We start from the raw sequence: 24893 nt of genomic DNA, 5'->3' as shown, positions 1-24893 counted from the left end.
GGCCAACAACTCCACCTCCAACGAGCCTATTCCATGCTGCAACCTAAGTTGCGAGCGGTTCACCGCTTAGCGTAATGCGGTGCATTTCGCGGGCGTGCCCGGGATAGTCGTTCAGCGCCATGTGCCAGGTCGTGCGATTGTCCCAGATGGCTACCGTCCCGGGCTCCCACACCACACGGCACTGGTTTTCCGGTAGTAATGCTGCGGCAAACAGTTGCTGCAGCAGCGGCAGGCTTTCGTCCCGCGTCCGACCCACAAAATTTATGGTGAAGCCCGGATTGACGTAGAGCAGCTTGCGCCCGGTATGCGGGTGCCGGATCACGACCGGATGGACGGCGCCGGTCTTCAGGTCCTGCCCCCGCAGATCGCCGCCCATATCGGTTTTCGCGTAAGCACCGTCGGGGGCATAGATATGGTCGGCCGTATGAAACGCCTCCAGCCCCTCTATACGCTGCTTCAATTCGTCCGTCAGACAATCATAAGCTGCGCCCATATGCGAATATAGTGTGTCGCCGCCGCTTGGCGGTAGCTGGCGAGCGACCAGGATCGATCCCATCGCGGGAATCTGGTCATAGGAATGGTCCGTATGCCAGCCCCCGCCGATATTGGTCTGCTGGTCGGCTTTCTTGCGTACGATGGCGATCTCGGCATGTTCGTCGGTCAGCGGAAAGTAGTTGTTGATATCGATCCCGCCCCAGCGTTTGGCGAAGGCGATGTGATCCTCCGGGCTGAACTGCTGATCGCGGAGCACAGCAACGCCGCGCGTGTAGACCACTTGCTTCAACGCTTCGAGAGTATCGCCGTCGGTTTCTGCAAGCTGGATATCGGAGACATACGCACCCGCGCTTGCCTCAAGATCAGATACGCAGAATTGTGCGCCGCTACCGGTGGGCGGGCGGGTGCGGGCCGAAGTTGCCATCATGCTCTCCTGTCGGCGTCGTGATGCGCCGTTCGGTGATATGAGTACCGTAAAAAGACCGGTCGTTCCATTGCAATCGCTTTTCGGCGCAATCGATGGGTCTGTTCCACCGGACTCGGCTTGCATAGAATCGGGGCCGATGCTAGGCGCGCGCCAGCCTTGCAGGGGGAATTATCGCCTTGCGAACGACACCGTTATGCAGGGCTGTCAAATTCTTGCTTTTCCGCCTGTTTCGAAGGAACCAGTACGCGTGGATATTTCCGCCGGTATTCAGTCAAGCCTTGCAGGCCGATACGCCTCTGCCCTGTTCGATCTCGCCGTTGAAGACGGCACGGTCACGGCTGTGGAGTCCGATCTCGAAACCCTGGACGGGGCGCTCGGCGAATCGGCCGATCTGCGCGCGCTCACTACCAATCCGGAAATCAGCCGCTCCACCAAAGGGAGCGCGATCAAGGCTGTGGCGAAGGCTTCCGGCCTGTCGCAGCTTACCACCAACTTCCTCGGCGTGCTGGCGGACAACCGCCGCCTGTCGCAGCTGCCCGCCGTTATCCGTGCGTTCCGCAGCATCGCGTCGGCCCAACGGGGCGAAGTGACCGCACAGGTCACCAGCGCCCATGCGCTGACCGACGAACAGCTCGCCACATTGAAGCACAAGCTGACTGCCCGTGAAGGACGCACGGTCATGTTGTCCAGCAAGGTCGATCCCGATCTGCTGGGCGGCCTTGTCGTTACCATCGGATCCAAGCGCATCGACGGTTCGCTGCGCACCCGCCTCAACTCTCTTGCCCAAGCTATGAAAGGCTGACGGCACACGCCGTACAGAAAGCCCGATTATGGAAATCCGCGCCGCAGAAATCTCCAAGGTCATCAAGGATCAGATCGCCAATTTCGGCACCGAAGCCGAAGTCAGCGAAGTCGGTTCCGTCCTCTCCGTGGGTGACGGCATCGCCCGTATTCACGGCCTCGATAATGTTCAGGCCGGTGAAATGGTCGAATTTTCGAACGGTGTGCAGGGCATGGCCCTCAATCTGGAAAGCGACAATGTCGGCGTGGTGATTTTCGGCACCGATGCCGAGATCAAGGAAGGCGACGTCGTCAAGCGGACCGGCACCATCGTGGACGTTCCCGTTGGCAAGGGCCTGCTTGGCCGCGTGGTCGATGCGCTCGGCAATCCGATCGACGGCAAGGGTCCGATCGTATCGACGGAACGCCGCCGTGTAGAGCGCAAGGCACCGGGAATCATCCCGCGCGAATCTGTTTCCGAACCCGTCCAGTCCGGCCTCAAGGCTATCGACGCGCTCGTGCCAGTGGGCCGCGGCCAGCGCGAGCTGATCATCGGTGACCGGCAGACCGGCAAGTCGGCCGTCGCGATCGACACCTTCATCAACCAGAAGGATGCGCATCAGGGCGACGACGAATCCAAGAAGCTGTATTGCATCTATGTCGCAGTGGGCCAGAAGCGCTCCACCGTGGCGCAGATCGTAAAGTCGCTCGAAGAAAACGGCGCGATGGAATACTCCATCGTGGTCGCCGCGACCGCGTCCGAACCGGCCCCGCTGCAGTACCTTGCGCCCTATACCGGCTGCGCAATGGGCGAATATTTCCGCGACAACGCTATGCACGCCGTGATCGTGTATGACGATCTGTCCAAGCAGGCCGTGGCATACCGCCAGATGTCGCTGCTGCTGCGTCGTCCTCCGGGCCGCGAAGCCTATCCGGGCGACGTGTTTTATCTCCACTCCCGCTTGCTCGAACGCGCGGCGAAGATGAACAAGGCCGAAGGCGGCGGCTCGCTGACTGCGCTGCCTATCATCGAAACGCAGGCTGGCGACGTTTCGGCTTACATTCCGACCAACGTGATTTCGATCACCGACGGCCAGATCTTCCTGGAAACGGACCTGTTCTATCAAGGCATCCGTCCAGCGATCAACGTGGGCCTTTCCGTGAGCCGTGTGGGCGGTGCCGCGCAGACCAAGGCGATGAAGAAGGTATCCGGTTCGATGAAGCTGGACTTGGCGCAATACCGCGAAATGGCGGCGTTCGCGCAGTTCGGTTCGGACCTCGATGCTTCCACGCAAAAACTGCTCAATCGCGGTGCGCGTCTGACCGAATTGCTCAAGCAGGCACAATTTTCGCCCATGCCCTTCGAAGAGCAGACCGTGTCGATCTACGCTGGCACCAATGGCTATCTCGACAGCGTGCCGGTCAACCGGGTGAACGACTATGAAGAACAGATGCTGTCCTTCATGCGCAGCGAGCACGCGAGCGTGCTGGATGACATCCGTTCGAGCGGCAAGTTCGAAGGCGATGTGAAAGACGCGACGGTCAAGGCGCTCGACACCTTCGCCAAGCAGTTCGCGTAAGACAGGAACACCATGGCAAGCCTCAAGGAACTCAAAGGGCGGATCGCCTCGGTCAAATCGACCCAGAAGATCACCAAGGCCAAGCAGATGGTTGCAGCGGCGAAGCTTCGCCGGGCTCAGGCTGCTGCCGAAGCCGCGCGTCCCTACGCCGAACGGCTGGGCGCCGTCATGGCCAGCCTTGCGGGCAAGGTTTCGGGCGACAGCGCGCCGAAACTGCTAGCGGGCACGGGCGGCAACCAGCGCCACCTGCTGGTCGTCGTCAATACCGACAAGGGCCTGTGCGGCGGCCTCAACTCCAACATCGTGAAAGCTGCTTTCGTGCAGGCGCGCGAATTGATGGCAGCGGGCAAGATCGTACAGTTCTACCTCGTCGGCAAGAAGGGCCGTGCCCCGATCAAGCGCGCATACCCTGAACGCATCGACGATATGTACACCACCGCCGACGTGCGCGACCCCGGCTTCAACGAGGCCACGGAAATTGCCGATGCACTGATCGCCAAATTCGACGCTGGTGAATTCGACGTAGCGCATCTCGTTTATCCGACCTTCCAGTCTGCGCTGGTGCAAAACCCAACCGTGCAACAGCTCATACCCGTCCCTGCCCCGGCGACTGCCGAAGACACGGACTCGGTCGTGGAATATGAACCGGGCGAGGAGGAAATTCTCGAGGAATTGCTACCGCGTTATGTGAAGACGCAGTTGTTTGGCGCGCTTCTTGAAATTGCCGCTTCCGAACAGGGCGCATCGATGACCGCGATGGACAACGCCACGCGCAACGCCGGCGACCTGATCAAGGATCTGACCATCCAGTACAATCGCAGCCGCCAGGCCGCGATCACCACCGAACTCATCGAAATTATCGCTGGCGCTGAAGCGCTTTAAGCTTAGCAGACCAAGGAAACACCATGGCCACCGCACCTGTACTCAACCAGACCACCAATGGCACAATCAGCCAGGTCATCGGCGCTGTCGTCGACGTCCAGTTCGAAGGCGAACTGCCGGCGATTCTCAGCGCGCTCGAAACGAAGAATGGCGACAACACGCTGGTTCTCGAAGTGGCGCAGCATCTGGGTGAGAGCACCGTTCGCACCATTGCGATGGATGCGACCGAAGGCCTGACGCGTGGGCAGGAAGTTATCAGCACCGGTCAGCAGATCCGCGTGCCGGTTGGCCCCAAGACGCTTGGGCGCATCATGAACGTGGTTGGCGAAGCCATCGATGAGCGCGGCCCCATCGGCGCGGAGAAAACTGCGCCGATCCATGCCGAGGCCCCATTGTTTGTCGACCAGTCGACCGAGGCGGCCATTCTGGTCACCGGCATCAAGGTCATCGATCTGCTCGCGCCATATGCGAAGGGCGGCAAGATCGGCCTGTTCGGCGGCGCCGGCGTGGGCAAGACCGTGCTCATCCAGGAACTGATTAACAACATCGCCAAGGGTCATGGCGGTGTGTCCGTCTTTGCCGGCGTGGGTGAGCGTACCCGCGAGGGTAACGATCTCTATCACGAATTCCTCGACGCTGGCGTCATCGCCAAGGATGCGGATGGCAATGCCACTTCCGAAGGTAGCAAGGTTGCGCTGGTGTTCGGTCAGATGAACGAGCCTCCTGGTGCGCGTGCCCGTGTCGCCCTGTCCGGCCTGACCATGGCGGAATATTTCCGCGACGAGGAAGGCCAGGACGTGTTGTTCTTCGTCGACAACATCTTCCGCTTCACCCAGGCTGGTTCCGAAGTGTCCGCCCTGCTCGGCCGTATTCCTTCGGCCGTGGGGTATCAGCCCACGCTCAGCACCGACATGGGCAATCTGCAGGAACGCATTACCTCGACCAACAAGGGTTCGATTACCTCGGTGCAGGCCATCTATGTGCCCGCCGATGACCTTACCGATCCAGCTCCTGCAACTTCGTTCGCCCACTTGGACGCCACAACCACGCTGAACCGCGCGATTTCGGAGCTGGGCATCTACCCGGCGGTCGATCCGCTCGATTCTACCAGCCGCGTGCTGGAACCGCGCGTTGTGGGCGCAGAGCATTACGAAACCGCCCGCCGCGTTCAGGAAACGCTGCAGAAGTACAAGAGCCTGCAGGACATCATCGCCATCCTCGGCATGGACGAGCTGTCGGAAGAAGATAAGCTGACGGTCCAGCGCGCGCGCAAGATCCAGAAGTTCCTCAGCCAGCCGTTCCACGTGGCAGAGGTTTTCACCAACATTCCCGGTAAGTTCGTGCCGCTGGAAGATACCGTAAAGTCGTTCAAGGCCGTGGTCGAAGGCGAGTACGATCACCTTCCAGAAGCCGCATTCTACATGGTTGGCGGAATCGACGAAGCGGTCGAGAAGGCCAAGAAAATGGCCGACGAGGCGTAAGGAGCGAATTATGCCCCTTCACTTCGAACTCGTCACGCCGTCCAAGCTGGTCCGGTCGGAAGATGTCCACATGGTCGTCGTTCCAGGTTCCGACGGTGAGTTCGGCGTTCTGGAAGGCCATGCGCCTTTTATGTCGACCGTGCGCGATGGCACTTTACAGGTTTACCGCACCGAGGGCGGTGCGCCCGAGAATGTCAAAGTGCGCGGCGGTTTTGCCGAAGTCGGCGAAAATGGCCTTACCGTGCTGGCGGAACACGTTGAAGGCTGAATTTCGGCCAGATCGACCTACGAAAAAGGGCGGCCCGCGGGTCGCCCTTTTTTGTATATGTCTGTGATATCGACTAAACGTCCCGCTAAACTTGGCCGTCAGGTGCTAAGGCTACCTATCCCTCAACCGGGATCATGACTTCGTTCCGGCGCATGGGCGGCGGGACCATCGGAGCATCGTAGAACGCATATTCCGCCGCGCCGCCAGTATCCAGCCCGCGGGTGCCAAGCCATTCGCGTAGCCGCGCTTCCTGTTTCGCCAGATCGTCGCTCGACGGACTGCCGCTGAAGCGGATTGCCGCCATTCGGCGCCCCGGTACGGTATCGATAGCGATGTCCGATGGCGTTTCCGGCAAAGTCTCTGCCGTGTACTTGCCCGGCATGACAAAGCGCGTGCGCCATTCGCCGGTATCGCTGCCTTCGCCGCGCTGCGAATTGCCATCCTGTATGACAGGCGAAGTCATCGCAATCTTCTCATCCTGCATGACGGGGGAGGTCATCGCGATTTCTTCCTGATCCTTACCCGGCCGGTCTTGCGCGAAAATATAGGCGGCCAGCCTGCGGAACCCTGCATTCAAGGCTTTATCGCGAGCTCCGATCGTGGTGACTTCCGCAACCAGCATCGGATCATATTGACGTAGTTCGAAATCTCCATCGCTGTCGATTACCGAGTAGCGCGGTTTTTCCAGCGAACGGTCATATTGCGCATAAGCCGCAACCCCGGCGGCGGCGGCAACGCCAAGTCCCACCGCAACCCAAATCCATTTCCGCATCATTCTTCCCTCTATCGCACTGCAATAGAAGCGCGCCGCCATCCCCCCGGTTCCCTCCATATACCAATCGGGTGCGCATCGACTGCTGAAAGCATACCCTGCGGCAATACCTCAGACCGCCAGCAACAACTCGTCGCTACGATGCAGGATGACCACGATCAGCACATACGCAGCCGCCTCGAGCGCCGCAAAATACCATTGGCGCTGCCAACGAATGGCCCGGCTCACGGCAAAGCAGGCAATCGATACATAATGATAAACGCCGAAAGCGACCCCCTCCAATTGCGAGGTCGGCACTGCCGGGACAAGCAGCAACAGGGCAGTAAACAGCAGCAGCGTTTCGGTCAGGTTCTGGCTTCGGCTCATGCTCCGGGCCCCTTATTCGAGGCAGCCTTTTTCTTTTTCATGGCATCGTGGAAGCGGTCGGCCCAGCCCGGTTTGACCGATTGTTCGGCGCGAACCAACCGCAATTCGCCTTCGCCCACATCGCGCGTTACGGTCGCGCCTGCACCCACGATAGCATCCGCGCCAATGCTGACCGGTGCGACCAGCGCGCTGTTGCTGCCGATGAAGGCCCGCTCGCCGATGGTAGTCTGGTATTTGAAGTAACCATCGTAGTTGCAGGTAATCGTACCCGCGCCAATATTCGCGCCTGCCCCTACCGTAGCATCACCGATATAGCTGAGGTGATTGGCCTTGGCCCCGGGGCCAAGCGTGGCCTTCTTCATTTCTACGAAATTGCCGATCTTTGCGCCTTTCTCCAGCACCGATCCGGGGCGCAGGCGCGCATAGGGGCCGATTTCCGCGCCTTCGTGCAGGGTCGTGCCCTCAAGATGGCTGAAGGCGCGGATGGTACATTTATCCGCGACCGAGACGCCAGGACCGAACACCACGTTCGGTTCGATCACCACATCGCGGCCCAGCTGCGTGTCGTAGCTGAAGAACACGGTCTGCGGCGCGCGCAGGGTAGAGCCCTCGGCCATGGCTTCCTCCCGCCGGAAATCCTGCCATTGCGCTTCGGCCTCGGCCAGTTCGGCCCGGCTGTTTATGCCCGCGACCTCGCTGGGCTTGTCCGACGTGACCGCAGCGCAGGTTCGCCCGTCGGCAATGGCGATATTGACGATGTCGGGGAGGTAATACTCGCCCTGCGAATTGTCGTTGCCGACCCGGTCCAGCAGCGCGAACATGTCTTCCGCTCGCGCCGCCATCAGGCCGGAATTGCACAGGGTGCAGCCGCGCTCGGCTTCGCTGGCATCCTTGTATTCGACCATTTTTGCAATCGTGTCGCCGCCTTCGGTCAGCACGCGACCATATTGCAGTGCGTCGTCCGGTTCGAAGCCCAGCACGACCACGGCAGGGGCATCGTCGCCGTGCAGCCGGTCTAGCATGGCGCGCATGGTGGCGGGCCGCACGAACGGCACATCGCCATACACGACCAACACGTCACCGGTGAACCCTTCCAGTTTGCGCTGCGCCTGCTGCACCGCGTGTCCCGTGCCCAGCTGCGGCTCCTGCAGGCAGGTGGCGGCGCTGCCATCCAGCGCATTTTCCAGCTGTTCCCGCCCGGCCCCGACCACGACGACCTTGTGCGCAGGCGAAAGCTCGTCGACCGAGGCCATCAGGTGATGCAGCATCGAACGTCCCGCGATGGGATGCAGGACCTTGTGCAGGTCGCTTTTCATGCGGGTGCCCTTGCCCGCAGCAAGGATGATGGCAGCAAATTCATGGGATGCGGTGGTCATGGCGTTTCCTCTTTCCGGCGCAATGCCACCAATCGCTTTCGGATTGAAGGACTTCTGCATCGGTCGCGATAGCAGCAGTTGTTATGCAAGCTGGTATTCTTGGAGAGCACACCGAGGCGAACGTAGTTCGGACGAATCGCGCGCGCTTCAAATACTCAATATTTCCCGGCTGGTGGCCAGGCAGAGATCTCCGCCGCGTAACCTTACGGCATGGCGCTTTCTCGGACGCCAGCTTGCGAAGCCGCCGGGAACCTGTAAACCCGCCAGCGTATTACCGTTCACGTAAACTGCCATTATCGACCCCATTCGGAGAATTCGCATGACCATTTCGTTCAAGGATAAAGTCGCCATCGTTACCGGCGCAGGCGGCGGACTTGGCCGCGAATATGCGCTGGAGCTCGCCCGCCGCGGCGCCAAGGTGGTGGTCAACGATCTGGGCGGATCGCGCGATGGCACGGGCACGTCCGATGCGGCAGCGAAAGTGGTCGAGGAAATTGAGGCCATGGGCGGCGAAGCGATGGCCAATGGCGGCAGCGTGACCGAATACGACCAGATGGAAAAGATGGTCGCCGATGCCAAGCAGAAATGGGGCGGCGTCCATTGCTTGCTTAACAATGCCGGCGTCCTGCGGGACAAGAGCTTCGCCAAGATGACACCGGACGATTTCGAATTCGTCGTCAATGTGCATCTGAACGGCAGCGCCTATGCCACCAAGGCCTGCTGGGAACTGTTCCGCGAACAGGCCTATGGCCGCATCATGATGACCGCCAGCAGCACCGGCCTTTTCGGCAATTTCGGCCAAGCCAATTACGGCGCGGCCAAGCTGGGTCTGGCGGGTCTGACCAAGACGCTGCAGCTGGAAGGCGCAAAGTATAACATCAAGGTAAACACACTGTCGCCGGTTGCCGGCACGCGCATGACCGAGGACCTGTTCCCTGAAGAAGCATTCAAGCTGTTCGATCCGGTCAATGTGGTTCCCGCCGCGCTGTATCTGGTAAGCGAGGACGCGCCGTCCAATGCCATCGTCGGCGCAGGCGCAGGCGGTTTCCATTCTGCCTGGACCGTGATGAACGATGCGGTCTGGCTGCCGGAAGGCGAGCGCACCGTGGAAGGCTTCGCCGCCAACTGGGACAAGATCAGCGAAATGAGCAATCTGAAAGCTCCGCAATCGGGTAGCGAACAGTCGGGCGCAATCCTGACTGCGATGCAGAAGGTCACCGGCAAAGGCCCCGACAGCGCGCGGGGCTAACATTCGCTTAACTGTATTGACGCACTAACACACTCGGCCTATCCTTCTTTAAAAATAGAGGGGTAGGCCGAAATGTATTCACAGGACGAGATCAATTCTGCCATCGCTTCGGGCGCCCTGAGCGCGGACGCCGCAGAACAGCTGCGCGCGCATGTAGTGCAGATCCGCGAACGGCCCGTGACGGACGAAGAGCATTTCCGCCTCGTCTCAAGTTTCAACGATATCTTCGTGGCGATCGGCGCGGTGATCATGCTGTTCGCGGCAGGCGCTATCGGACAGGCGCTTGGTAGGGCGATTGCGCCTGATCCAGCCTTTCCCGGCTACGATTATGTATCTGACACCGCTCGAGAGGTTTGGTTCAGAGAAGACCAATTTTCCAGTGGCATCGCCATGGCGGTGGGGGCTGCATTGGTGGCATGCACGGCGTGGGCGTTGTCTGAATTTTTTACTCGGAAACGGCGCATGGCGCTACCCAGTATTATACTGTTGCTTGCCTTTGTTGGCGGCGTTCTTGCTACCTTCCTTGGCATATCTATGGCCCTGACTTCCGGTATGGACGACAGTTCAGATCGGCTCGGAGCGCTTCTAGGTTCTGTTGCAGCTTTACTCGCCGCTGGTGGGGCGTATCTCCACTGGCGGCGGTTTGCCGTGCCGATCACCGTTGCGGCGGGCGCTGCGGCGGTTGCGGGCACGGTCGTGCTGCTGATCGCAGCGGCCGTGGGCGAAGATGGACCCATCGATACGGGCGATCTCATACTCGTCCTGGTGTTCTTGGCCGGTTTGGCGATTTTCGCCTTTGCTATGCGCTGGGATATAAGTGACCGCACGCGGACGACACGCAGGGCAGACGTGGCGTTCTGGCTGCACCTTATCGCAGCGCCGATGATTGCGCATCCGGTGTTCTATGCGCTGGGCGTGACGCGTGGCGATTCCATCGGAGTGGGAGCGGCCCTGGGCGTAGTTGCCGTGTACGTGATCTTCGGATTGGTTGCGCTGGCGGTGGACCGCCGCGCATTGCTGGTGTCCGCGCTGGCTTATGTTCTGTTCGCGCTGACCATTCTGTTCGACCGCTTTGGCGCCGTAGAGCTGAATGTGGCGCTGACAGCACTGGTGATCGGCTCTGCCCTGCTCACCCTGTCAGCCTTTTGGACCCCGATCCGGGCGCGCGTTGTGGCGATGCTACCAAACGGTTTGCAACAAAAGCTTCCGATCAGCGCGGTGACAATTCCAACCTAATTGGCTGAATTGAATGACGGTCGGGCATAGCGGTTCCGTCACCCCAAGCTTGCGCGCCCTACCCCTGCACGCTTTTAAGCAACCGTCGTTCCATCGGGGCGAGCACGCCGGGAAGTTCATGGCCGCGTTTCAGCACCTGCCCATGTTCACCAAATAGGGTCCACATGCCCTGTTTCGCGCGTAGCGAGGGGCGTTTTTCGATCCTTGCCTGCGGGCGCTCCGCAGCGCGGAGGAATGCAGCAAACACTGCCACGTCCCGGGTAAAATCCATCGCATAATCGCGCCAGTTTCCCGCCGCGACCATCCGGCCGTACAGATCGAGAATGCGCTGCAATTCATGCCGTTCGAAGCCGACCTGTCCGGTGCCCCTTGCCGAACCGGAGCCCGGAAACGGAAGCACAGTAGCGGACCCGCCGCCTGTTCCTGACATCAGCTATCGGTCCCGCTGCGCCGCCCGGGATCGGTATCTTCGGTATGACCGCTACCCTTCAACGCATCGATCTCGGATCGCACTGCGTGCAACTGCGCTTCCAGTTCCGCGATGCGCCGATCGCTGCTGCCATCATCCGGTGGACAGGGTTCGCACGGGTCGCCGCAGGGAGTGCCATAAGGCATGAATTCGCGCATCCACGTCTCCACGGGCACCAATGTGGACCGCGCCTTCAGCCCGATCATCGTCGCGCCGCCCGGTACATCGTCTAGCACTACGGCATTCGCGCCCACCCGCGCACGCTCGCCCACAGTGATCGGCCCGATGATCTGAGCGCCAGAGCCGATGATGACATTGTCCAGCAATGTGGGATGCCGTTTGCCCGGTACGCCATTGGTGGGGTTGGTCCCCCCCAGCGTCACGCACTGGTAGATCGTCACGTTATCACCGATTTCAGCCGTTTCTCCGATGACGGTAAAGCCATGGTCGATGAAGAAATTGCGTCCGATCTTGGCGCCGGGATGGATGTCGATCCCGGTAACCATCCGGCTGAAATGGTTCACCATCCGGGCGATGAAATACATCTCCGCCTCGAACAGCCAGTGTGCCGCGCGGTGCCAGAACAGCGCCCAGACCCCGGGATAAAGCAGAACTTCCCAGCGCGAGCGGGCGGCCGGATCGCGGGCCTTGATCGAGTCCAGATAGGATATGAGCGCGTCGAACATGATAGCACCGATTCTTTCAGCAAAACCCGCCTAAAGCAAGCGCGCCTGCTCCGGCCCCTGGACCGCATCGAGCGCAGCGCGCCAGATCATGCGCGTTGCCGGCACCTTGCGTTCAAGGCTCAGCCGGTCGATTTCGGCCACGATCCGCTCGACGCCGGCAAAACTACGCTCCATGCGCGGGACAAGGTATGTGGTGGCGCCATCATCCAGCGACAAGCCCCGGCGTGCAGCATGCAACTGCAACAATTCGCCGAGCATGACATCGTCGGGCGGACCAATCTCCAATTGAAGCGCAGCGCCCAGGCGCGAGGCGAGGTCCGGCAGCGCAATCCTCCAGGGCTGCCGATCAGTAACCAGCAATAACAGCGTATCGTTTTCCTGTGCCCGGTTCCACCGGAAGAACAATTCGGTCTCGTCCAGCGCATCGGCCCCGTCGATAAGGATTCTTCCCGGTTCGGATGTAGTATCGGATGCACCCTGCGCCGCGAACCATGCGGCAAGCAGGCTTTTTCCGGACCTTGGAGGACCCGCCAGGATGGCTGTGCGGTAGGGCCATTCCGCCGGGCTTCGCAATGCGTCCACCACCGCCGCATTCGCCTCACCCAGAATGATCCGGTCAGGTTCGCCATTGCCGTCACCCAGCGCGAGCGGCAATGCGATTTGCGACAGTCCGGACATATCCTAACGGCTGATGCCGAGCCCTGTCGGACCCTGCCGCACCGCAAAGCTGCGCGCTCTCAGCGCACCTGCCAGTTGGCCAAGCGACCCTTCGAACGTCACATTCATGACCGATGTGCCGCCGATCGCGGTGCTGGTGACGCTCGCTCCGCGTACGCCCGGCGCGGCGCGTACAGCCGCCAGCGTGGTGTCCAGCGCACGGGCGTCGGGAGTGGCGAACTGGACGACGTAACTGTTCGCGGTGGCGGTGGGCGTTGGCGTCGGCGTGGGTTCCGGTTCTGCGGCGCGGGTTCGCTCCGCCTCCGCCGCGCGCCGACGCGCCGCCTCCGCCGCCGCATTCGCTCTTTCCTGGGCTCCGGCCTGCCGCCCTGCCTCGATCAGTTCCCGGATCGCGGGCGCAGCCTCACCCGTCCGCTGGCTGAGCGAAAGGTCCGGGCGCAGCTTGCCATCCGCTAGCGCTTCTTCAAAAATATCGTCGAAGCGACCAACCGCGTCCTCCAGCATTCCCGGTAGCGCGGCCTGGTTCCTCGCAGTCAGAGAGAAACTGGCGAGATATTTGCTATCGGGACCGTACCGCGCGACGAATGTCCCCTCGATCGGGCCGCCGGGATACTGGTAGCGCAGATTGGCGATCGGGACGAGCACGTCCGTGGCACCGAACTGGTCAAGAATGTTGCGCCACCATGCACGGCTGCGGCGCCCGACCTGACCGTAATTGATCAGCAGCGAATCGCCGCCAGCCCCGCTTGGCCGGACATAGCTGATGCGGCTGCTACCGGCCTGGTACTCGGCCCAGGCCCGCTGCCACGGGTTGCGCATTTCATATACGGTCTGCGTCCCTGCAGAGAATGTCACGGGCACCAGCAGCATCGGGGCGGAGCGCGACCGCGCGCCCTGCCGTCCAAGATAACGGCCAGCGCGCTGACGGTCGAAGATCACGCCAAGCCGCGCGATATAGCGGTTCGCGCCAAGTTGTTCCCGCTCCACCACTACGGCGGATACGATCGACTCGATCTGGCTATCGGAAAGATTGGGACCATCCAGCTTCTTCCAAGCGAGCGATTGTGCCTGCCGCCACCCCTCCACTCGCGCCTCCTCCAGCGTGTCCCCCGTCACATCCACATCGATACCGCCTACCGCGATGTCGGCGCTGGCCACGACCGGCGCAATTCCGCGATCGCCGCTTACCTGCGCCAGCAGCATGCGCGCGCCAAGAAACGCCGCCAGCGACGCGACAACGCACGCGATTGCGAGGAAGGCCTGCCGGCGGAAAGGGTAAGGAATGGTCATGCAGTCTGGGCGGACCTCAGGCGGAAACGGGTGATTGGGGGAAAACTGGCTGCCTTTTGCCGAAAAGGGCATGATAATCCAAGCGCGAATGAGTAGGTAGCCGATATGTCCGCAAACAAGCCCGATAATACGCCCCCGCCCAACCGCTACACTTACGAACAGGCGGGCGTTTCGATCGAGGCGGGCAACCGGCTGGTCAAGGCCATCGGCCCGCTGGTCAAGGCCACCGCCCGCCCGGGTGCCGATGCCGATATCGGCGGCTTCGGCGGGTTCTTCGACCCCAAGGCCGCGGGTTACAAGGACCCGTTGCTGGTGGCTGCGAATGACGGCGTCGGCACCAAGGTCAAGCTCGCCATCGATCACGATCGGCACGATACGGTCGGTATCGATCTGGTTGCGATGTGCGTTAACGATCTGATCGTGCAAGGCGCGGAACCGCTGTTCTTCCTCGACTATTTTGCTACCGGCGCGTTGGAGGAAGGCATTGCGGAGCGGGTTGTGGCGGGTATCGCCGATGGCTGCCGGATTGCAGGCTGCGCGCTGATCGGCGGCGAAACGGCGGAAATGCCAGGGATGTATCAGCCGGGCGATTACGATCTGGCGGGTTTTTGCGTGGGCGCGGTCGAGCGCGGCGAACAGCTGACCGGCGACGGCGTTGCAGCGGGTCAGGTTTTGCTGGGGCTGGCGAGTTCGGGGGTTCATTCCAACGGGTATTCACTCGTCCGGCGGCTGGCGGAAGACAAGGGCTGGCGAATGGATCAGCCGGCGAGCTTCGATAATAACAGATTACTGATCGACACGCTTGTGGAACCCACCCGCATCTATGTCGCCAGCCTGTTGCCTGCCATTCGCGCGGGGCGGATTTCCGCCTGCGCGCATATTACCGGCGGCGGTTTGCTGGAAAACATCCCGCGCGTGCTGCCCGATGGAACCCATGCCGTTGTCGTCGCTGACGCCTGGGCCCAGCCTGGTCTGATGGCGTTCCTGCAGGCACAGGGCAATATCGAGCCTGCTGAAATGGCTCGCACCTTCAATTGCGGGATCGGCATGGTGCTTGCCGTAGATGAAGCGGAAGCCGATGCGCTCTCCGCCGATTTGGCTGAGGCAGGCGAAACGGTCCACCGGATTGGGCAAATCGAAGCGGGCGAACGCGGCTGCACCGTGCGCGGTTCGTCCGGCACCTGGAGCGCAAAGGATGCGTGGGAGGCTCGCCACCTTGCCTGAAGGGGTGCAAGATACTGCGTCTGTACCAGCGCAACCCCTCAAGGCCCCCAAAGCAAAAATCGCGGTGCTTATCTCAGGCAGCGGCACCAATATGGCGGCGCTCCTTTATGCCAGCCGGATGCCGAGCTGCCGCCACGAAATCGTCTTGGTCGCCAGCAACGATATGGACGCAGGCGGGCTGAAGCTTGCCGCGGCAGAGGGTGTCGCAACGTTCGCCCAGTCCCATCGCGGCATGGACCGAATGGCGCACGAAGGAGCGATGGAGCGCGCGATCCGCAAGAGCGGTGCCGATTACGTCGTACTGGCCGGATATATGCGGATCCTTTCCGAAGAGCTGGTCGGCCGCTGGGCTGGCAGGATGCTCAATATCCACCCGTCGCTGCTGCCCAAATATCGCGGGCTGGATACGCATAAACGCGCGCTGGATGCCGGCGACAGCGTGGCAGGCTGCACTGTGCATCTTGTGAACGAGAAATTGGACGGCGGCGAGCCGTTGGGTCAGATCGAGGTCGCTATTCTCCCCGGAGATACGCCCGACACGCTAGCGGCGCGCGTACGGATTGCCGAACATCAGCTCTATCCCCGCGTCCTTGAACGGTATGTCTCGCGCGGGTTCGACGCTGGGTGGCTGTACGAAAAGGTGCAGCGGATCGCGTTGTCGTTGCCGGAGAGCAAGGAACGCCCCACCCACGGCTCCCCGGGATGGCGGACTGGCGGAAAAACGGGGAAGTATTTTGCCATTTTCAGCGATCGTCATCATGACGACAAGCGCATCGCAGTATTCGCCAAGACCAGCGGTCCGGATGAACTGGCCATGCTAATCGAGCAAGACCCGGATGTGTTCTACAAGCCTGCATATTATGGCGCATCCGGCTGGGTCGGCCTGGTGTTGAACCGCGCCGACACTGATTGGGACCAGGTGGAGCACCTGATACGCCGGAGTTGGCAGAGCGTTGCGCCCAGACGACTGACGAAGCTGCAAAGCGCCGCCGACGAGTTCTAGACCGATCGCGCCCCCTCCCCGCCCTAATCTGCTGGCCCGCGCCCGGCTGGTCGACCGGATCGACCGCTGGTTGGGCCAGGCATGGGCCAGCGGACGGTTGCCGGAACCCGAGTTGGATACGAACGTCCTGTGGGCCAACAGTGTGGCAAAGTTTGCGTCCGGGGACGAAAGCGGCAGTCGTCTTCCAGAAGATGTTGCGGATTTTCGCGAGCGGTTGGCGGCACTGGGCGAGGCGGTGCGCGGGGAAGCGCAACTCAACAATCTGGGCCGGGCGTTCGCTTTCGGGCAGCTTTCACGCGCCATAACGCAGCGGTTGCAGCTGGGGCGTTTGTGGCGCGAGCAACCGCACTTGGCGGATATCAGGCTTGCCCCGCCGATCATTGTGGTCGGGCAGATGCGATCGGGCACCACCCGCATCCATCGCCTGCTGGCAGCCGATCCAGCCCATAGCGGGACCCGTTTTTGCGACGCATGGAATCCGGTGCCGCCGAACCGCGCTTGGAAGCCCGATTTACGACCGGTGAAAAGTGCGCTGGCGCTGTTGGGCGCGCGCAGACTAAACCCCTGGCTCGACACGCTGCACCCGGTTTCGCCGCGCGGACCCGACGAAGAACTCGGCTGGCTGGCCAGCGCGCTCGATCATTCGACCTACGATACGCAGTGGCAGGTGCCGTCCTATACGGCATTTAGCGAGGCACGATGCCATGCACCCATCTATCGGGAACTTCGGCGAATCTTGGCTACCAACGCGGCGCGCAGCGGCACCGCCCATTTGCCGCGCGTCATGAAGGTGCCGCAGTTCAGCGAGGACCTGCCAGAATTGCTCGATCAGTTTCCCGATGCGCGGCTGGTCGTGGCCGAGCGCAGGCATGACGAGGTTGTGCGAAGCGCCGTCTCGCTTGTCTCGAACCAAATGGCCATGCAGTCCGATAATGTGGACCTCGATTGGCTGGAGCGGGAATGGGAACGCAAAGTCGCTTTAAGGGAGGAGCGATCCCGGCGCGCATTGGCGAATTTTGACGGACCGATGGTGCGCCTGGAGTTCGAAGCCTTGAATGGAGATTGGCGCGCACAGTTGCGCAGGTGTTATGCGGCGCTGGAGTTACCGCTCAGCGCCTTAGCAATGGCCGCTATGGAACGCGAACATAGTCGCAGCGCACATGGCGCGCACCGGCACCATGCGGCGAGCTACAAAAACTTTAATAAAGGCTGACTATCGCGCAGACGCCCGGGCCCAGTCGAAATTATCCGCCAGCGCTCTTTCTTGCGGAGAGTACAGGCTCGGCGGACTTTTCGTCGTTAGCCGCAACTTGCTGGCGGGTCACATACCCATTATCCGACAACAAGCGTGCCATCGAGACACCGCTTTCAGCGCGGTATACCTGCCATTCACGCACCTTGCCCTTCACGATCGTGGCCCGCCACTGGCAACGCCCGGCGAGCCGCGCATCGTTCGCTGTGGTGTAGCCGGTCAGACGTACATCGTTGCCGGTGTTATGCAGGTCTTCAATTACGAGCTGATGTTTCGCATCGAGCGACGGCAACCGACCGACCGCGCGAATCACGGCATCAGCGCCTTCGATTACAGAATGCTGGCTGTCGATAAATCGCACGTCCGGGGCGCATAGCCGCAAGAGTGTATCGGCATCATTAGTATTAATGGCCGCTACCAACTGACGGGCGATGGAGAGGCGGCGTTTTGCAAACATTGTGGGCGACCATAACAGCCGCCCACATTTTGTCTAATTACAGAGGGCTCCGTAACTTAAATCAACTATCGATCAGCCGACAATCTCGTCATCGTTGAAAAAGAACGCAATTTCCGTCGCTGCGTTCTCGTCGCTGTCCGAACCATGGACGGTATTGGCTTCGATGCTTTCGGCAAACGCCTTGCGGATCGTACCTTCGTCGGCATCGGCGGGGTTGGTGGCGCCCATGACGTCGCGGTTGCGCTTCACGGCATCTTCCCCTTCCAGGACCTGCACCACGACCGGACCGCTGGTCATAAATTCAACCAGTTCGCCATAGAACGGGCGTTCCTTGTGCACTTCATAGAAACCGCCGGCCTGTTCTTCGGTCAGCAGGAGACGCTTGGACGCGACGACGCGCAGGCCGGCTTCCTCCAGCATTTTAGTGACGGCGCCGGTCAGGTTGCGGCGCGTGGCATCGGGCTTGATAATCGAAAACGTGCGGGAAACCGCCATGTTGAATTCCTAAATGTTGGAGAGTTTCTGTATGGAATGTCGTTGCAGGCGCAACTAGCGGCAGTGCGTCTCGCCTGCAAGGTTTGTGCTGCAATTGCGAAGGGACCGGTCGGCCATGGTCGGATTGCTTATGCCGCCTTCACCCAGCGGCCGCCCTCCTGCCGAAAGAAACTGCGTTCCATGCCTTCGCGATCGTCCAGCGAGCGCCAGATTGCGCGCGCTTCGTCCTTGCGGTCGGCCGGAAACAGCACGAACGCACGTTCGAAACTATCGGCTCCTTCAGGCCAGGTACCGTCGGCGAGGATAACGTAAGGGGCGCCATTTGCCGCCTCGCATTCGGCGGAAAGCAGGATGGGCTGGCGCGCGGCGCCGGTCTGGCCAGCCTCCCCATTGGCCAGGAAGCGATCCGGGCGGTGAGCCCACAGACTGCGGGAAATGGCCTTCCGAACGCCTGCATCCTGCGCCACCACGAGCACGCGTTTGTCTTCGGCAAGCGATTTGTCTGCGATCAGTGTGACGACCCGTTCTACCGGGTCGCCATCGAGCAGCCAGAAATCGACTTTCATATGTCTACCTTCCGGCCATTACCGGTTTGCAAGCCGGCCTCGACGCTTTTGTTACGGCGGCAGCGTTCCGAACAGTAGCGGACTTCGTCCCAGTCCTTCGCCCACTTCTTGCGCCAGGCGAACGGTAACTGGCAGGTCGCGCAGATTTTCTCGGGCAGGTCCCCCTTCTTGCGCATCCTGCCCACGATGATCCGCGCGCGCCGGACCGATCAGTTTTCGACGTTCTGGCGGATATAGGTGTCCATCAGCCGCACGCCGAACCCGGTCGCGCCCTTGTCCCACGTTGCACCCGGCTTGTCAGTCCAGACCGTCCCGGCAATATCGCAATGCGCCCATGGCGTACCCTTGGCGATGAAGCGTTGCAGGAATTGCGCCGCCGTAATTGAGCCTGCACCCTTGCCGCCGATGTTCTTCATATCCGCAATCGGGCTGTCGATCAGCTTGTCGTAAGCCTTGCCCAAGGGCAACCGCCAAACCGTATCACCGCTGGTCTGACCAGCCTTGGTCAGCGCGTCGGCCAACGTGTTGTCGTTGGAGAACAGCCCGGCATGCTCATGGCCAAGCGTGATAATGATCGCACCCGTCAGCGTGGCAAAGTCCACTACAGCGCGCGGTTTGAACTCCTGCTGCGTCCAATGCAGCGCGTCGGCAAGCACCAGCCGCCCCTCGGCATCGGTATTGAGAATTTCGATTGTCTGGCCGTCCATCGATTTCACGACATCGCCGGGTCGCTGCGCCTTGCCGTCGGGCATGTTCTCGACCAGGCCCATAACGCCGACGATATTGGCCTTGGCCTTGCGCGTCACCAGTGCGAGCATTGCACCGGCCACTGCGCCCGCGCCGCCCATGTCCCACTTCATGTCTTCCATACCGGGACCGGGTTTGATGGAAATGCCGCCAGTGTCGAAAGTCACGCCCTTGCCGACGAACGCCATCGGCGCGTCGCCTTCCTTACCGCCATTCCAGCGAATGGCGAGAATTTGCGACTCGCGCTCCGACCCCAGACCGACACCTAGCAGCGAACCCATCCCGAGCTTTTCCATCTCGGCCTCGCCCAGAACGATCAGTTCTGCGCCTGTGCCGTCAAAGCGTTCCTTGCACCGTTCTACGAAGCTCGCAGGGTAAATAACATTGGCGGGTTCGGTAACCAGCTCACGGGTGAACTCCACCCCGGTTGCCAGAGCATCTGCCTCGGCAAGAGCCTCGGTCGCACCATCGGGCGCACCGATCACAGTCACGCTTTCCAGGCTGCGCTTGTCTTTTGCCTTCATGGTGGTGCGGTAAACATCGTGACGCCAGCCGCGCAGCCGCACACCAAGCAGCATCGCGCCCAGCGCCTTCGCATCCAGCCCGGCATCCGAAACATCGAGAGCCAGAGTGGTCTCACCGGATGTCAGATATTTCGCAGTCAGCGCTGCACCGGCTTTCTCCAGCCGTGACATGCGGTGTTGCGCGTCGCCATCGGATTTGCCCATTCCCAACAGCACCTGCCGCCGGTTCTTGCCATCCACTTCGGTCCAGAATTCGACAATCTGCCCTGTATCCCCTTCGAAGCGGGCTGCATCGGCGGCGTCGGCAGCGTGGGCGGGAAGGCCATTGGGCAACGCGCCCTTGTTCATCGGGCGGACGACGGTGCGAAGGTCGGCTGGAAGGGCGTCGGCAAAGGTGAACTGCATAAAATCTCCGGGCAAAATCGGGTTGTCGCGTTATGGACTACAGCGCGCCGCATCGCGCACCGTTCCCCCATTTCGGGACTGTGTTTCGTTGCGATTGCGATTAGGCGGAAGGGGTGCGATAGGCAAGCCATGCTGCCCCGCCCGTGCCATTATCCAAAGCCTTCGTTCCGGCAAGACAATGCAATCCGAGCGCTGTCGGCTGCGCTGTTGGCAGCGGCTTTGCCCGCTACCGCTTACGCCCAGGACGGCGCCGCGCCGGGCGTGGAAACGGCTGGCGGAAAGACCGAGATACCCGACCCCGCCTCGCCCATTTTCGAAGGCGAACAACAAGACGGGTTTCCGACGATCGAGGCTGGCGAACAGCCACTGCCGGAGCTGCCTCAATCGGAACAGCAGGACAGCGCCCTGCCCGGCACTTTGCCGCCGCCACCGGACGGGCAGGTCGCATTCGAAGCGGATGCGGTGGAGTACACCTCCGACGGTGACACCGTTACCGCCACCGGCAATGTCATCCTGCGCGAAGAGAATGCCGTTCTGCGATCCGACACGGTGGTCTACGACCGTAAGGCAGGCATCATCACGGCAAGCGGCAACACGGTGGTCCGCACCGATGACCAGCAATCCGTCCGCGCCGATCGCGTGATTTACGACCGTATCGGCGGCGGGATCACGGCCACCGGCAATGTCCGCTTCGTGGATGCGGAGGGCAACCAGCTATTTACCGACACCGTCCAGCTGACCGACGCCTTCGAGGTCGGCAGTATGGAAGACCTGCTGCTGTCCCTCCGCGAAGGCGGCCGCCTGGCGGCGCGCAGCGGGGAGCGCCTGGAAGATGGCAGCGTGCAGCTACGCCAGGCCGCGTACAGCGCATGCGCGGTCGAAACATCCGATGGTTGCCCGAAAAAACCGAGCTGGCGCGTTACCGCCCGCGAGGTAAATTACAGCGCGGCGGACAAGCGCATCCGCTTCGAAGGCGCGCGGCTGGAACTGTTCGGGCTGTCGCTGCTCCCGCTACCCGGCCTTACACTCAACACCGATGGTGAGCCGGTCTCCGGTTTTCTGATCCCCAACATCCGTTTTTCGGAATCCAACGGCGTCGAAGTCAGCGGCAGTTATTACTGGAAACTGGCGGAGAACAAGGAACTGACCGCGTCGGCCTATGTCTTTTCGGACGTTCCGCCGATGGTGTCTGCCCAATGGAAGCACCTGACGGATAAGGGCGCCTATCAGATCACTGGTTACGGGACTTACAGCCGCCGAATTTCCAGCTTTACCGGCATCCCTACCAGCGAACGAGATCCGCGCGGTTACCTGTTCGCCAATGGGCGTTTTCAGTTCGACCCCAACTGGTCCTTTACAGGGTCGGCTCGCATCGCGTCCGACCGGACGTTCCTGCGCCGTTACGATATCAGCCGGGACGACCGGCTTCGCTCGATCGCAGAACTGGAGCGCATCGACCGGGACAGTTATTTCTCGCTTGCAGGATATGCCACCCAGACCTTGCGCCTGAATGCCGATCAGGGGCAGGTCCCCATCGCCTTGCCAGTGCTGGATTACCGGCGGCGGTTGGCCGATCCGGTCCTGGGCGGCAAGGTCGAGCTGCAGGTGAACACGCTCGCCATCACCCGTACCGAGGGTCAGGACACGCAGCGCGCATTTGCCGGCGCACGGTGGGACTTGCGCAAGCTGACCCCGGCGGGACAGGCGGTCACTTTTACCGCACTCGCGCGCGGCGATGTGTATCATTCGGACCAAAACGGCCTTACCCTGACGCCCTCCTATCGCGGCGATAGCGGGTGGCAGGCGCGCGCAATCGGGCTGGTCGCGGCAGACGTTCAATGGCCCTTCGTGGGTGAGGCGTTCGGCGGCACCCAGGTTCTGACGCCGCGGGTCCAGTTCGTCGCCAGCCCGCCGATCCGCAATCTGGCGATCCCGAACGAGGATTCGCGCGCAGTCGATCTGGAGGACAGCAATCTGTTCGCCCTCAATCGATTTCCCGGATACGATCGGGTGGAGGACGGCGCGCGGATTACCTACGGTGCGGACTGGCAGCTTACCATTCCCGGCTGGCGGCTGGATGCGACGGTGGGACAAACCTATCGGCTGGACAATCAGCGCAATCTGCTGCCGTCCGGCACAGGGCTTTCCGACCAGTTTTCAGACTTCGTAGGCCGCACCCGCATTCGCTATCGCGATTTCCTGAAGTTCACGCACCGCTACCGGCTGGACAAGGACAATCTGGCTATCCGCCGCAACGAATTCGACGCCACCGTCGGCACGGCGCGGACTTACGGCGAAATCGGCTATCTGCGGCTCAACCGCAATATCACCACGGTGGAGGATTTGCAGGATCGGGAAGAATTGCGCCTGGCGGGCCGTGTGGCATTTGCGGATTACTGGTCGATTTTCGGATCGGGCGTGTTCAACCTGACCGATCGCGAAGAGGACCCGCTGTCCGGTTCCGACGGGTTCGAGGCGGTGCGCACGCGGCTAGGCTTTGCCTATCAGGACGATTGCCTCGAACTGGGCTTCACATGGCGACGCGATTTTGCCGATAGCGGCGATGCTCGGCGCGGCAACACTTTCCAGCTGAACTTCGCATTGCGCAATCTAGGTTTCCGGTAACGCACGGTGTGGCGACATGGCACAGCCGCCCGTTGGCATGACCCGGCCAATCCGCTAGGCGCTGGGGCAAGCCGGACCGGGTGTGCCCGTGCCACTCAGCAATCATTCAGCCATTTGCCGCCATTCGCATCAGCAGACAGGCGCACCACGCGCCGATAATTACGGAACCTGATCCAAGTGATTTTGAACGCACCATCCCGGATTTGCCTTGCCCTCGCCGCATTCGGCACGGCCCTGTCCCCTGTCGCGTTGAGCGCGCAGGCGGCACAGCCTGAACCTTCCGCGCAGAATAATCAGGGACCGCAAACGGCGCAGAACCCGCTCGGCATTCCAACCGATGTGGCGATGTTCGGCAAGACCGATCCCAATGTTCGTACCGCCACTGCGGTGGTGAACGGCTATGTCATTACCGGTACCGATATCGACCAGCGCGTGGCGCTCGTCACCGCCGCGTCCGATGCGCCCGTGCCGGAGGCAGAGATGCAGCGCCTGCGGATGCAGGTCCTTCGCAACCTGATCGACGAAACCTTGCAGATCCAGGAAGCTGCGAGCCAGGAAATCGTGCCTACACCGGCCGAGATCAACCAGACCTATGCCCGCGTCGCATCGCAGAATTTCGGTCAGGACATGGCCGCGATGAGCGCTTATCTGACTTCCATCGGCTCTTCCGAAGCTGCCCTAAAACGGCAGATCGAAGGCGAACTTGCATGGCAGCGCCTGCTCCGTCGTGACATCGCACCGTTTATCAACGTTTCGGAAGAAGAAGTGACGGAGCTCGCCAACCGGCTCGAGGCGGCGCGCGGTACCGATGAATACCGGGTGGCGGAAATCTATCTGTCCACCACGCCGGAAACGGAAGCCGCCGTGCGCGAAAACGCCGCGCGGATTATCGAACAATTGCGGCAGGGCGGCAGCTTCGCGGCATATGCTCGCCAGTTCTCCGAAGCGTCCACTGCGGCAGTCGGCGGTGATCTCGATTTCGTGCGGTTGGCTCAGCTCCCCAGCGAGCTTTCCACCGCTGTCAGCCAGATGCAGCCCGGGCAGCTTGTCGGCCCGATCGCCATTCCTGGCGGTTTGTCGATTGTCTATCTTTTGGACAAGCGCCAGATTCTGACCGCCGATCCGCGGGATGCGCTGCTCAGTCTGAAGCAGATTTCCATCACCTTCGCCCCGGATGTGAACGAGGCGACGGCCGCTGCGCGGGTGGAGGAATTTACCGGCGCCATCAATTCCATGCGCGGTTGCGGCGATGCCGAACGCGTCGCCGCGACCATTGGCGCATCGGTGGTGACCAACGACCAGATCCGCGCTCGTTCGTTGCCGGAAACGCTGCAGCAGCCGTTGCTCGCGCTTCAGGTAGGTCAGACCACTCCGCCATTCGGCTCGGTCGCGGATGGCGTTCGCGTGCTGATGCTGTGCGGACGTGACGATCCGGAAGCGACCACCGGCGTCGATGTCGAACAGATCATGGACCGGCTGGCCGAAGAACGCATCGGCAAGCGCGCCCAGCGTTACCTGCGCGATCTGCGCAACGACGCCTATATCGTCTACAACTGATCC

The 24893-nt window shown here is 61.5% G+C and carries 25 protein-coding genes; 12 read left to right on the top strand and 13 right to left on the bottom strand.

All coding sequences use genetic code 11. The annotated features are described in order from the left end of the window. Window positions 1-43: 43 nt before the first annotated feature. Window positions 44-919: a TauD/TfdA dioxygenase family protein gene (locus tag HME9302_RS03635; protein WP_115367451.1), complete on the bottom strand. Its 876-nt coding sequence runs from the start codon at window positions 917-919 to the stop codon at window positions 44-46. Between the two features lie 250 nt (window positions 920-1169). Here HME9302_RS03635 and HME9302_RS03630 point away from each other — a divergent pair, with 250 nt between their 5' ends. From HME9302_RS03630 to HME9302_RS03610, 5 genes are read left to right on the top strand one after another with little or no spacing between them, the layout of a single operon-like run. Beyond that, window positions 1170-1724, top strand: a complete 555-nt coding sequence (locus HME9302_RS03630; RefSeq protein ID WP_115367450.1) for a F0F1 ATP synthase subunit delta — start codon at window positions 1170-1172, stop codon at window positions 1722-1724. Window positions 1725-1752: 28 nt separating this feature from the next. After that, the gene (gene atpA, locus HME9302_RS03625; RefSeq protein WP_115365887.1) at window positions 1753-3282 is read left to right on the top strand and encodes a F0F1 ATP synthase subunit alpha; all 1530 of its coding nucleotides are present in this window, start codon (window positions 1753-1755) and stop codon (window positions 3280-3282) included. 12 nt (window positions 3283-3294) lie between these two features. After that, complete coding sequence (locus HME9302_RS03620) at window positions 3295-4164, top strand: F0F1 ATP synthase subunit gamma (RefSeq protein ID WP_115365886.1); 870 nt, start codon at window positions 3295-3297, stop codon at window positions 4162-4164. A gap of 23 nt (window positions 4165-4187) precedes the next feature. Continuing rightward, entirely contained in the window at window positions 4188-5645 is a 1458-nt protein-coding gene (gene atpD / locus HME9302_RS03615; RefSeq protein WP_115365885.1) for a F0F1 ATP synthase subunit beta, read from the top strand. Window positions 5646-5655: 10 nt separating this feature from the next. Continuing rightward, window positions 5656-5913, top strand: coding sequence for an ATP synthase F1 subunit epsilon (locus HME9302_RS03610; protein WP_115365884.1), 258 nt, complete (start codon window positions 5656-5658; stop codon window positions 5911-5913). 115 nt (window positions 5914-6028) lie between these two features. On the opposite strand, the gene HME9302_RS03605 is transcribed toward HME9302_RS03610, so the two are convergent. From HME9302_RS03605 to glmU, 3 genes are all read right to left on the bottom strand, one after another. Then, the gene (locus HME9302_RS03605; protein ID WP_115367449.1) at window positions 6029-6685 is read right to left on the bottom strand and encodes an SOUL family heme-binding protein; all 657 of its coding nucleotides are present in this window, start codon (window positions 6683-6685) and stop codon (window positions 6029-6031) included. Window positions 6686-6796: 111 nt separating this feature from the next. Beyond that, a complete protein-coding gene (locus HME9302_RS03600) occupies window positions 6797-7051 on the bottom strand; it encodes a hypothetical protein (RefSeq protein ID WP_115365883.1) in 255 nt (84 codons plus the stop codon). Further along, a complete protein-coding gene (gene glmU / locus HME9302_RS03595) occupies window positions 7048-8427 on the bottom strand; it encodes a bifunctional UDP-N-acetylglucosamine diphosphorylase/glucosamine-1-phosphate N-acetyltransferase GlmU (protein WP_115367448.1) in 1380 nt (459 codons plus the stop codon). Before glmU ends, HME9302_RS03600 begins: the two co-directional genes overlap by 4 nt. Window positions 8428-8746: 319 nt before the next feature. Between glmU and HME9302_RS03590 the strand changes: the two genes are divergently transcribed. Together HME9302_RS03590 and HME9302_RS03585 are read left to right on the top strand one after the other, a co-directional pair. Beyond that, complete coding sequence (locus HME9302_RS03590) at window positions 8747-9676, top strand: SDR family NAD(P)-dependent oxidoreductase (protein WP_115365882.1); 930 nt, start codon at window positions 8747-8749, stop codon at window positions 9674-9676. Between the two features lie 72 nt (window positions 9677-9748). After that, on the top strand, window positions 9749-10912 hold the full coding sequence (locus HME9302_RS03585) for a hypothetical protein (RefSeq protein ID WP_115365881.1): 1164 nt from the start codon (window positions 9749-9751) through the stop codon (window positions 10910-10912). A gap of 58 nt (window positions 10913-10970) precedes the next feature. Here HME9302_RS03585 and HME9302_RS03580 read toward each other — a convergent pair whose 3' ends face one another. The 4 genes from HME9302_RS03580 to HME9302_RS03565 are packed head-to-tail and all read right to left on the bottom strand — an operon-like array spanning window position 10971 to window position 14035. Further along, window positions 10971-11342 (bottom strand): DUF2794 domain-containing protein, encoded by a 372-nt coding sequence (locus HME9302_RS03580; RefSeq protein ID WP_115365880.1) that lies wholly within the window; start codon window positions 11340-11342, stop codon window positions 10971-10973. Then, a complete protein-coding gene (epsC, locus tag HME9302_RS03575) occupies window positions 11342-12067 on the bottom strand; it encodes a serine O-acetyltransferase EpsC (protein ID WP_115365879.1) in 726 nt (241 codons plus the stop codon). Before epsC ends, HME9302_RS03580 begins: the two co-directional genes overlap by 1 nt. 30 nt (window positions 12068-12097) lie before the next feature. Further along, window positions 12098-12745 carry an HdaA/DnaA family protein gene (locus HME9302_RS03570; protein ID WP_407641311.1) on the bottom strand — a complete coding sequence of 216 codons (648 nt, stop codon included), beginning with the start codon at window positions 12743-12745 and terminating at the stop codon, window positions 12098-12100. A gap of 3 nt (window positions 12746-12748) precedes the next feature. Beyond that, entirely contained in the window at window positions 12749-14035 is a 1287-nt protein-coding gene (locus HME9302_RS03565) for a heavy-metal-associated domain-containing protein (RefSeq protein ID WP_115365878.1), read from the bottom strand. A 105-nt stretch (window positions 14036-14140) separates the two neighbouring features. Here HME9302_RS03565 and purM point away from each other — a divergent pair, with 105 nt between their 5' ends. The 3 genes from purM to HME9302_RS03550 all read left to right on the top strand — a co-directional run bounded on the left by purM (window position 14141) and on the right by HME9302_RS03550 (window position 17475). Beyond that, window positions 14141-15259: a phosphoribosylformylglycinamidine cyclo-ligase gene (gene purM / locus HME9302_RS03560; protein WP_115365877.1), complete on the top strand. Its 1119-nt coding sequence runs from the start codon at window positions 14141-14143 to the stop codon at window positions 15257-15259. A 64-nt stretch (window positions 15260-15323) separates the two neighbouring features. Continuing rightward, on the top strand, window positions 15324-16262 hold the full coding sequence (gene purN, locus HME9302_RS03555) for a phosphoribosylglycinamide formyltransferase (protein ID WP_268243472.1): 939 nt from the start codon (window positions 15324-15326) through the stop codon (window positions 16260-16262). Window positions 16263-16374: 112 nt separating this feature from the next. After that, window positions 16375-17475 (top strand): sulfotransferase family protein, encoded by a 1101-nt coding sequence (locus HME9302_RS03550; RefSeq protein WP_230079855.1) that lies wholly within the window; start codon window positions 16375-16377, stop codon window positions 17473-17475. Between the two features lie 31 nt (window positions 17476-17506). Here the strand turns inward: HME9302_RS03550 and HME9302_RS03545 are convergent, their stop codons facing one another. The 5 genes from HME9302_RS03545 to HME9302_RS03525 form a co-directional block, all read right to left on the bottom strand. Next, window positions 17507-17971, bottom strand: coding sequence for a nuclear transport factor 2 family protein (locus tag HME9302_RS03545; protein ID WP_115365874.1), 465 nt, complete (start codon window positions 17969-17971; stop codon window positions 17507-17509). Window positions 17972-18043: 72 nt separating this feature from the next. Continuing rightward, the gene (ndk, locus tag HME9302_RS03540; protein ID WP_115365873.1) at window positions 18044-18466 is read right to left on the bottom strand and encodes a nucleoside-diphosphate kinase; all 423 of its coding nucleotides are present in this window, start codon (window positions 18464-18466) and stop codon (window positions 18044-18046) included. Window positions 18467-18594: 128 nt separating this feature from the next. Then, on the bottom strand, window positions 18595-19032 hold the full coding sequence (locus tag HME9302_RS03535) for a DNA polymerase III subunit chi (protein ID WP_115365872.1): 438 nt from the start codon (window positions 19030-19032) through the stop codon (window positions 18595-18597). Next, complete coding sequence (locus tag HME9302_RS03530; RefSeq protein WP_230079854.1) at window positions 19029-19208, bottom strand: DUF2256 domain-containing protein; 180 nt, start codon at window positions 19206-19208, stop codon at window positions 19029-19031. Before HME9302_RS03530 ends, HME9302_RS03535 begins: the two co-directional genes overlap by 4 nt. A 33-nt stretch (window positions 19209-19241) precedes the next feature. Beyond that, on the bottom strand, window positions 19242-20708 hold the full coding sequence (locus tag HME9302_RS03525) for a leucyl aminopeptidase (RefSeq protein ID WP_115365870.1): 1467 nt from the start codon (window positions 20706-20708) through the stop codon (window positions 19242-19244). Window positions 20709-20837: 129 nt separating this feature from the next. On the opposite strand from HME9302_RS03525, the gene HME9302_RS03520 reads away from it, so the two are divergent. Then, on the top strand, window positions 20838-23333 hold the full coding sequence (locus HME9302_RS03520; RefSeq protein ID WP_115365869.1) for an LPS-assembly protein LptD: 2496 nt from the start codon (window positions 20838-20840) through the stop codon (window positions 23331-23333). A gap of 183 nt (window positions 23334-23516) precedes the next feature. Continuing rightward, window positions 23517-24890, top strand: coding sequence for a peptidylprolyl isomerase (locus HME9302_RS03515; protein WP_230079853.1), 1374 nt, complete (start codon window positions 23517-23519; stop codon window positions 24888-24890). Window positions 24891-24893: the final 3 nt, after the last annotated feature.

This window comes from Alteripontixanthobacter maritimus (assembly GCF_003340475.1).
In the GTDB taxonomy this organism is placed as follows: domain Bacteria; phylum Pseudomonadota; class Alphaproteobacteria; order Sphingomonadales; family Sphingomonadaceae; genus Alteripontixanthobacter; species Alteripontixanthobacter maritimus.
This window is presented reverse-complemented; position numbering and strand designations above follow the sequence as displayed.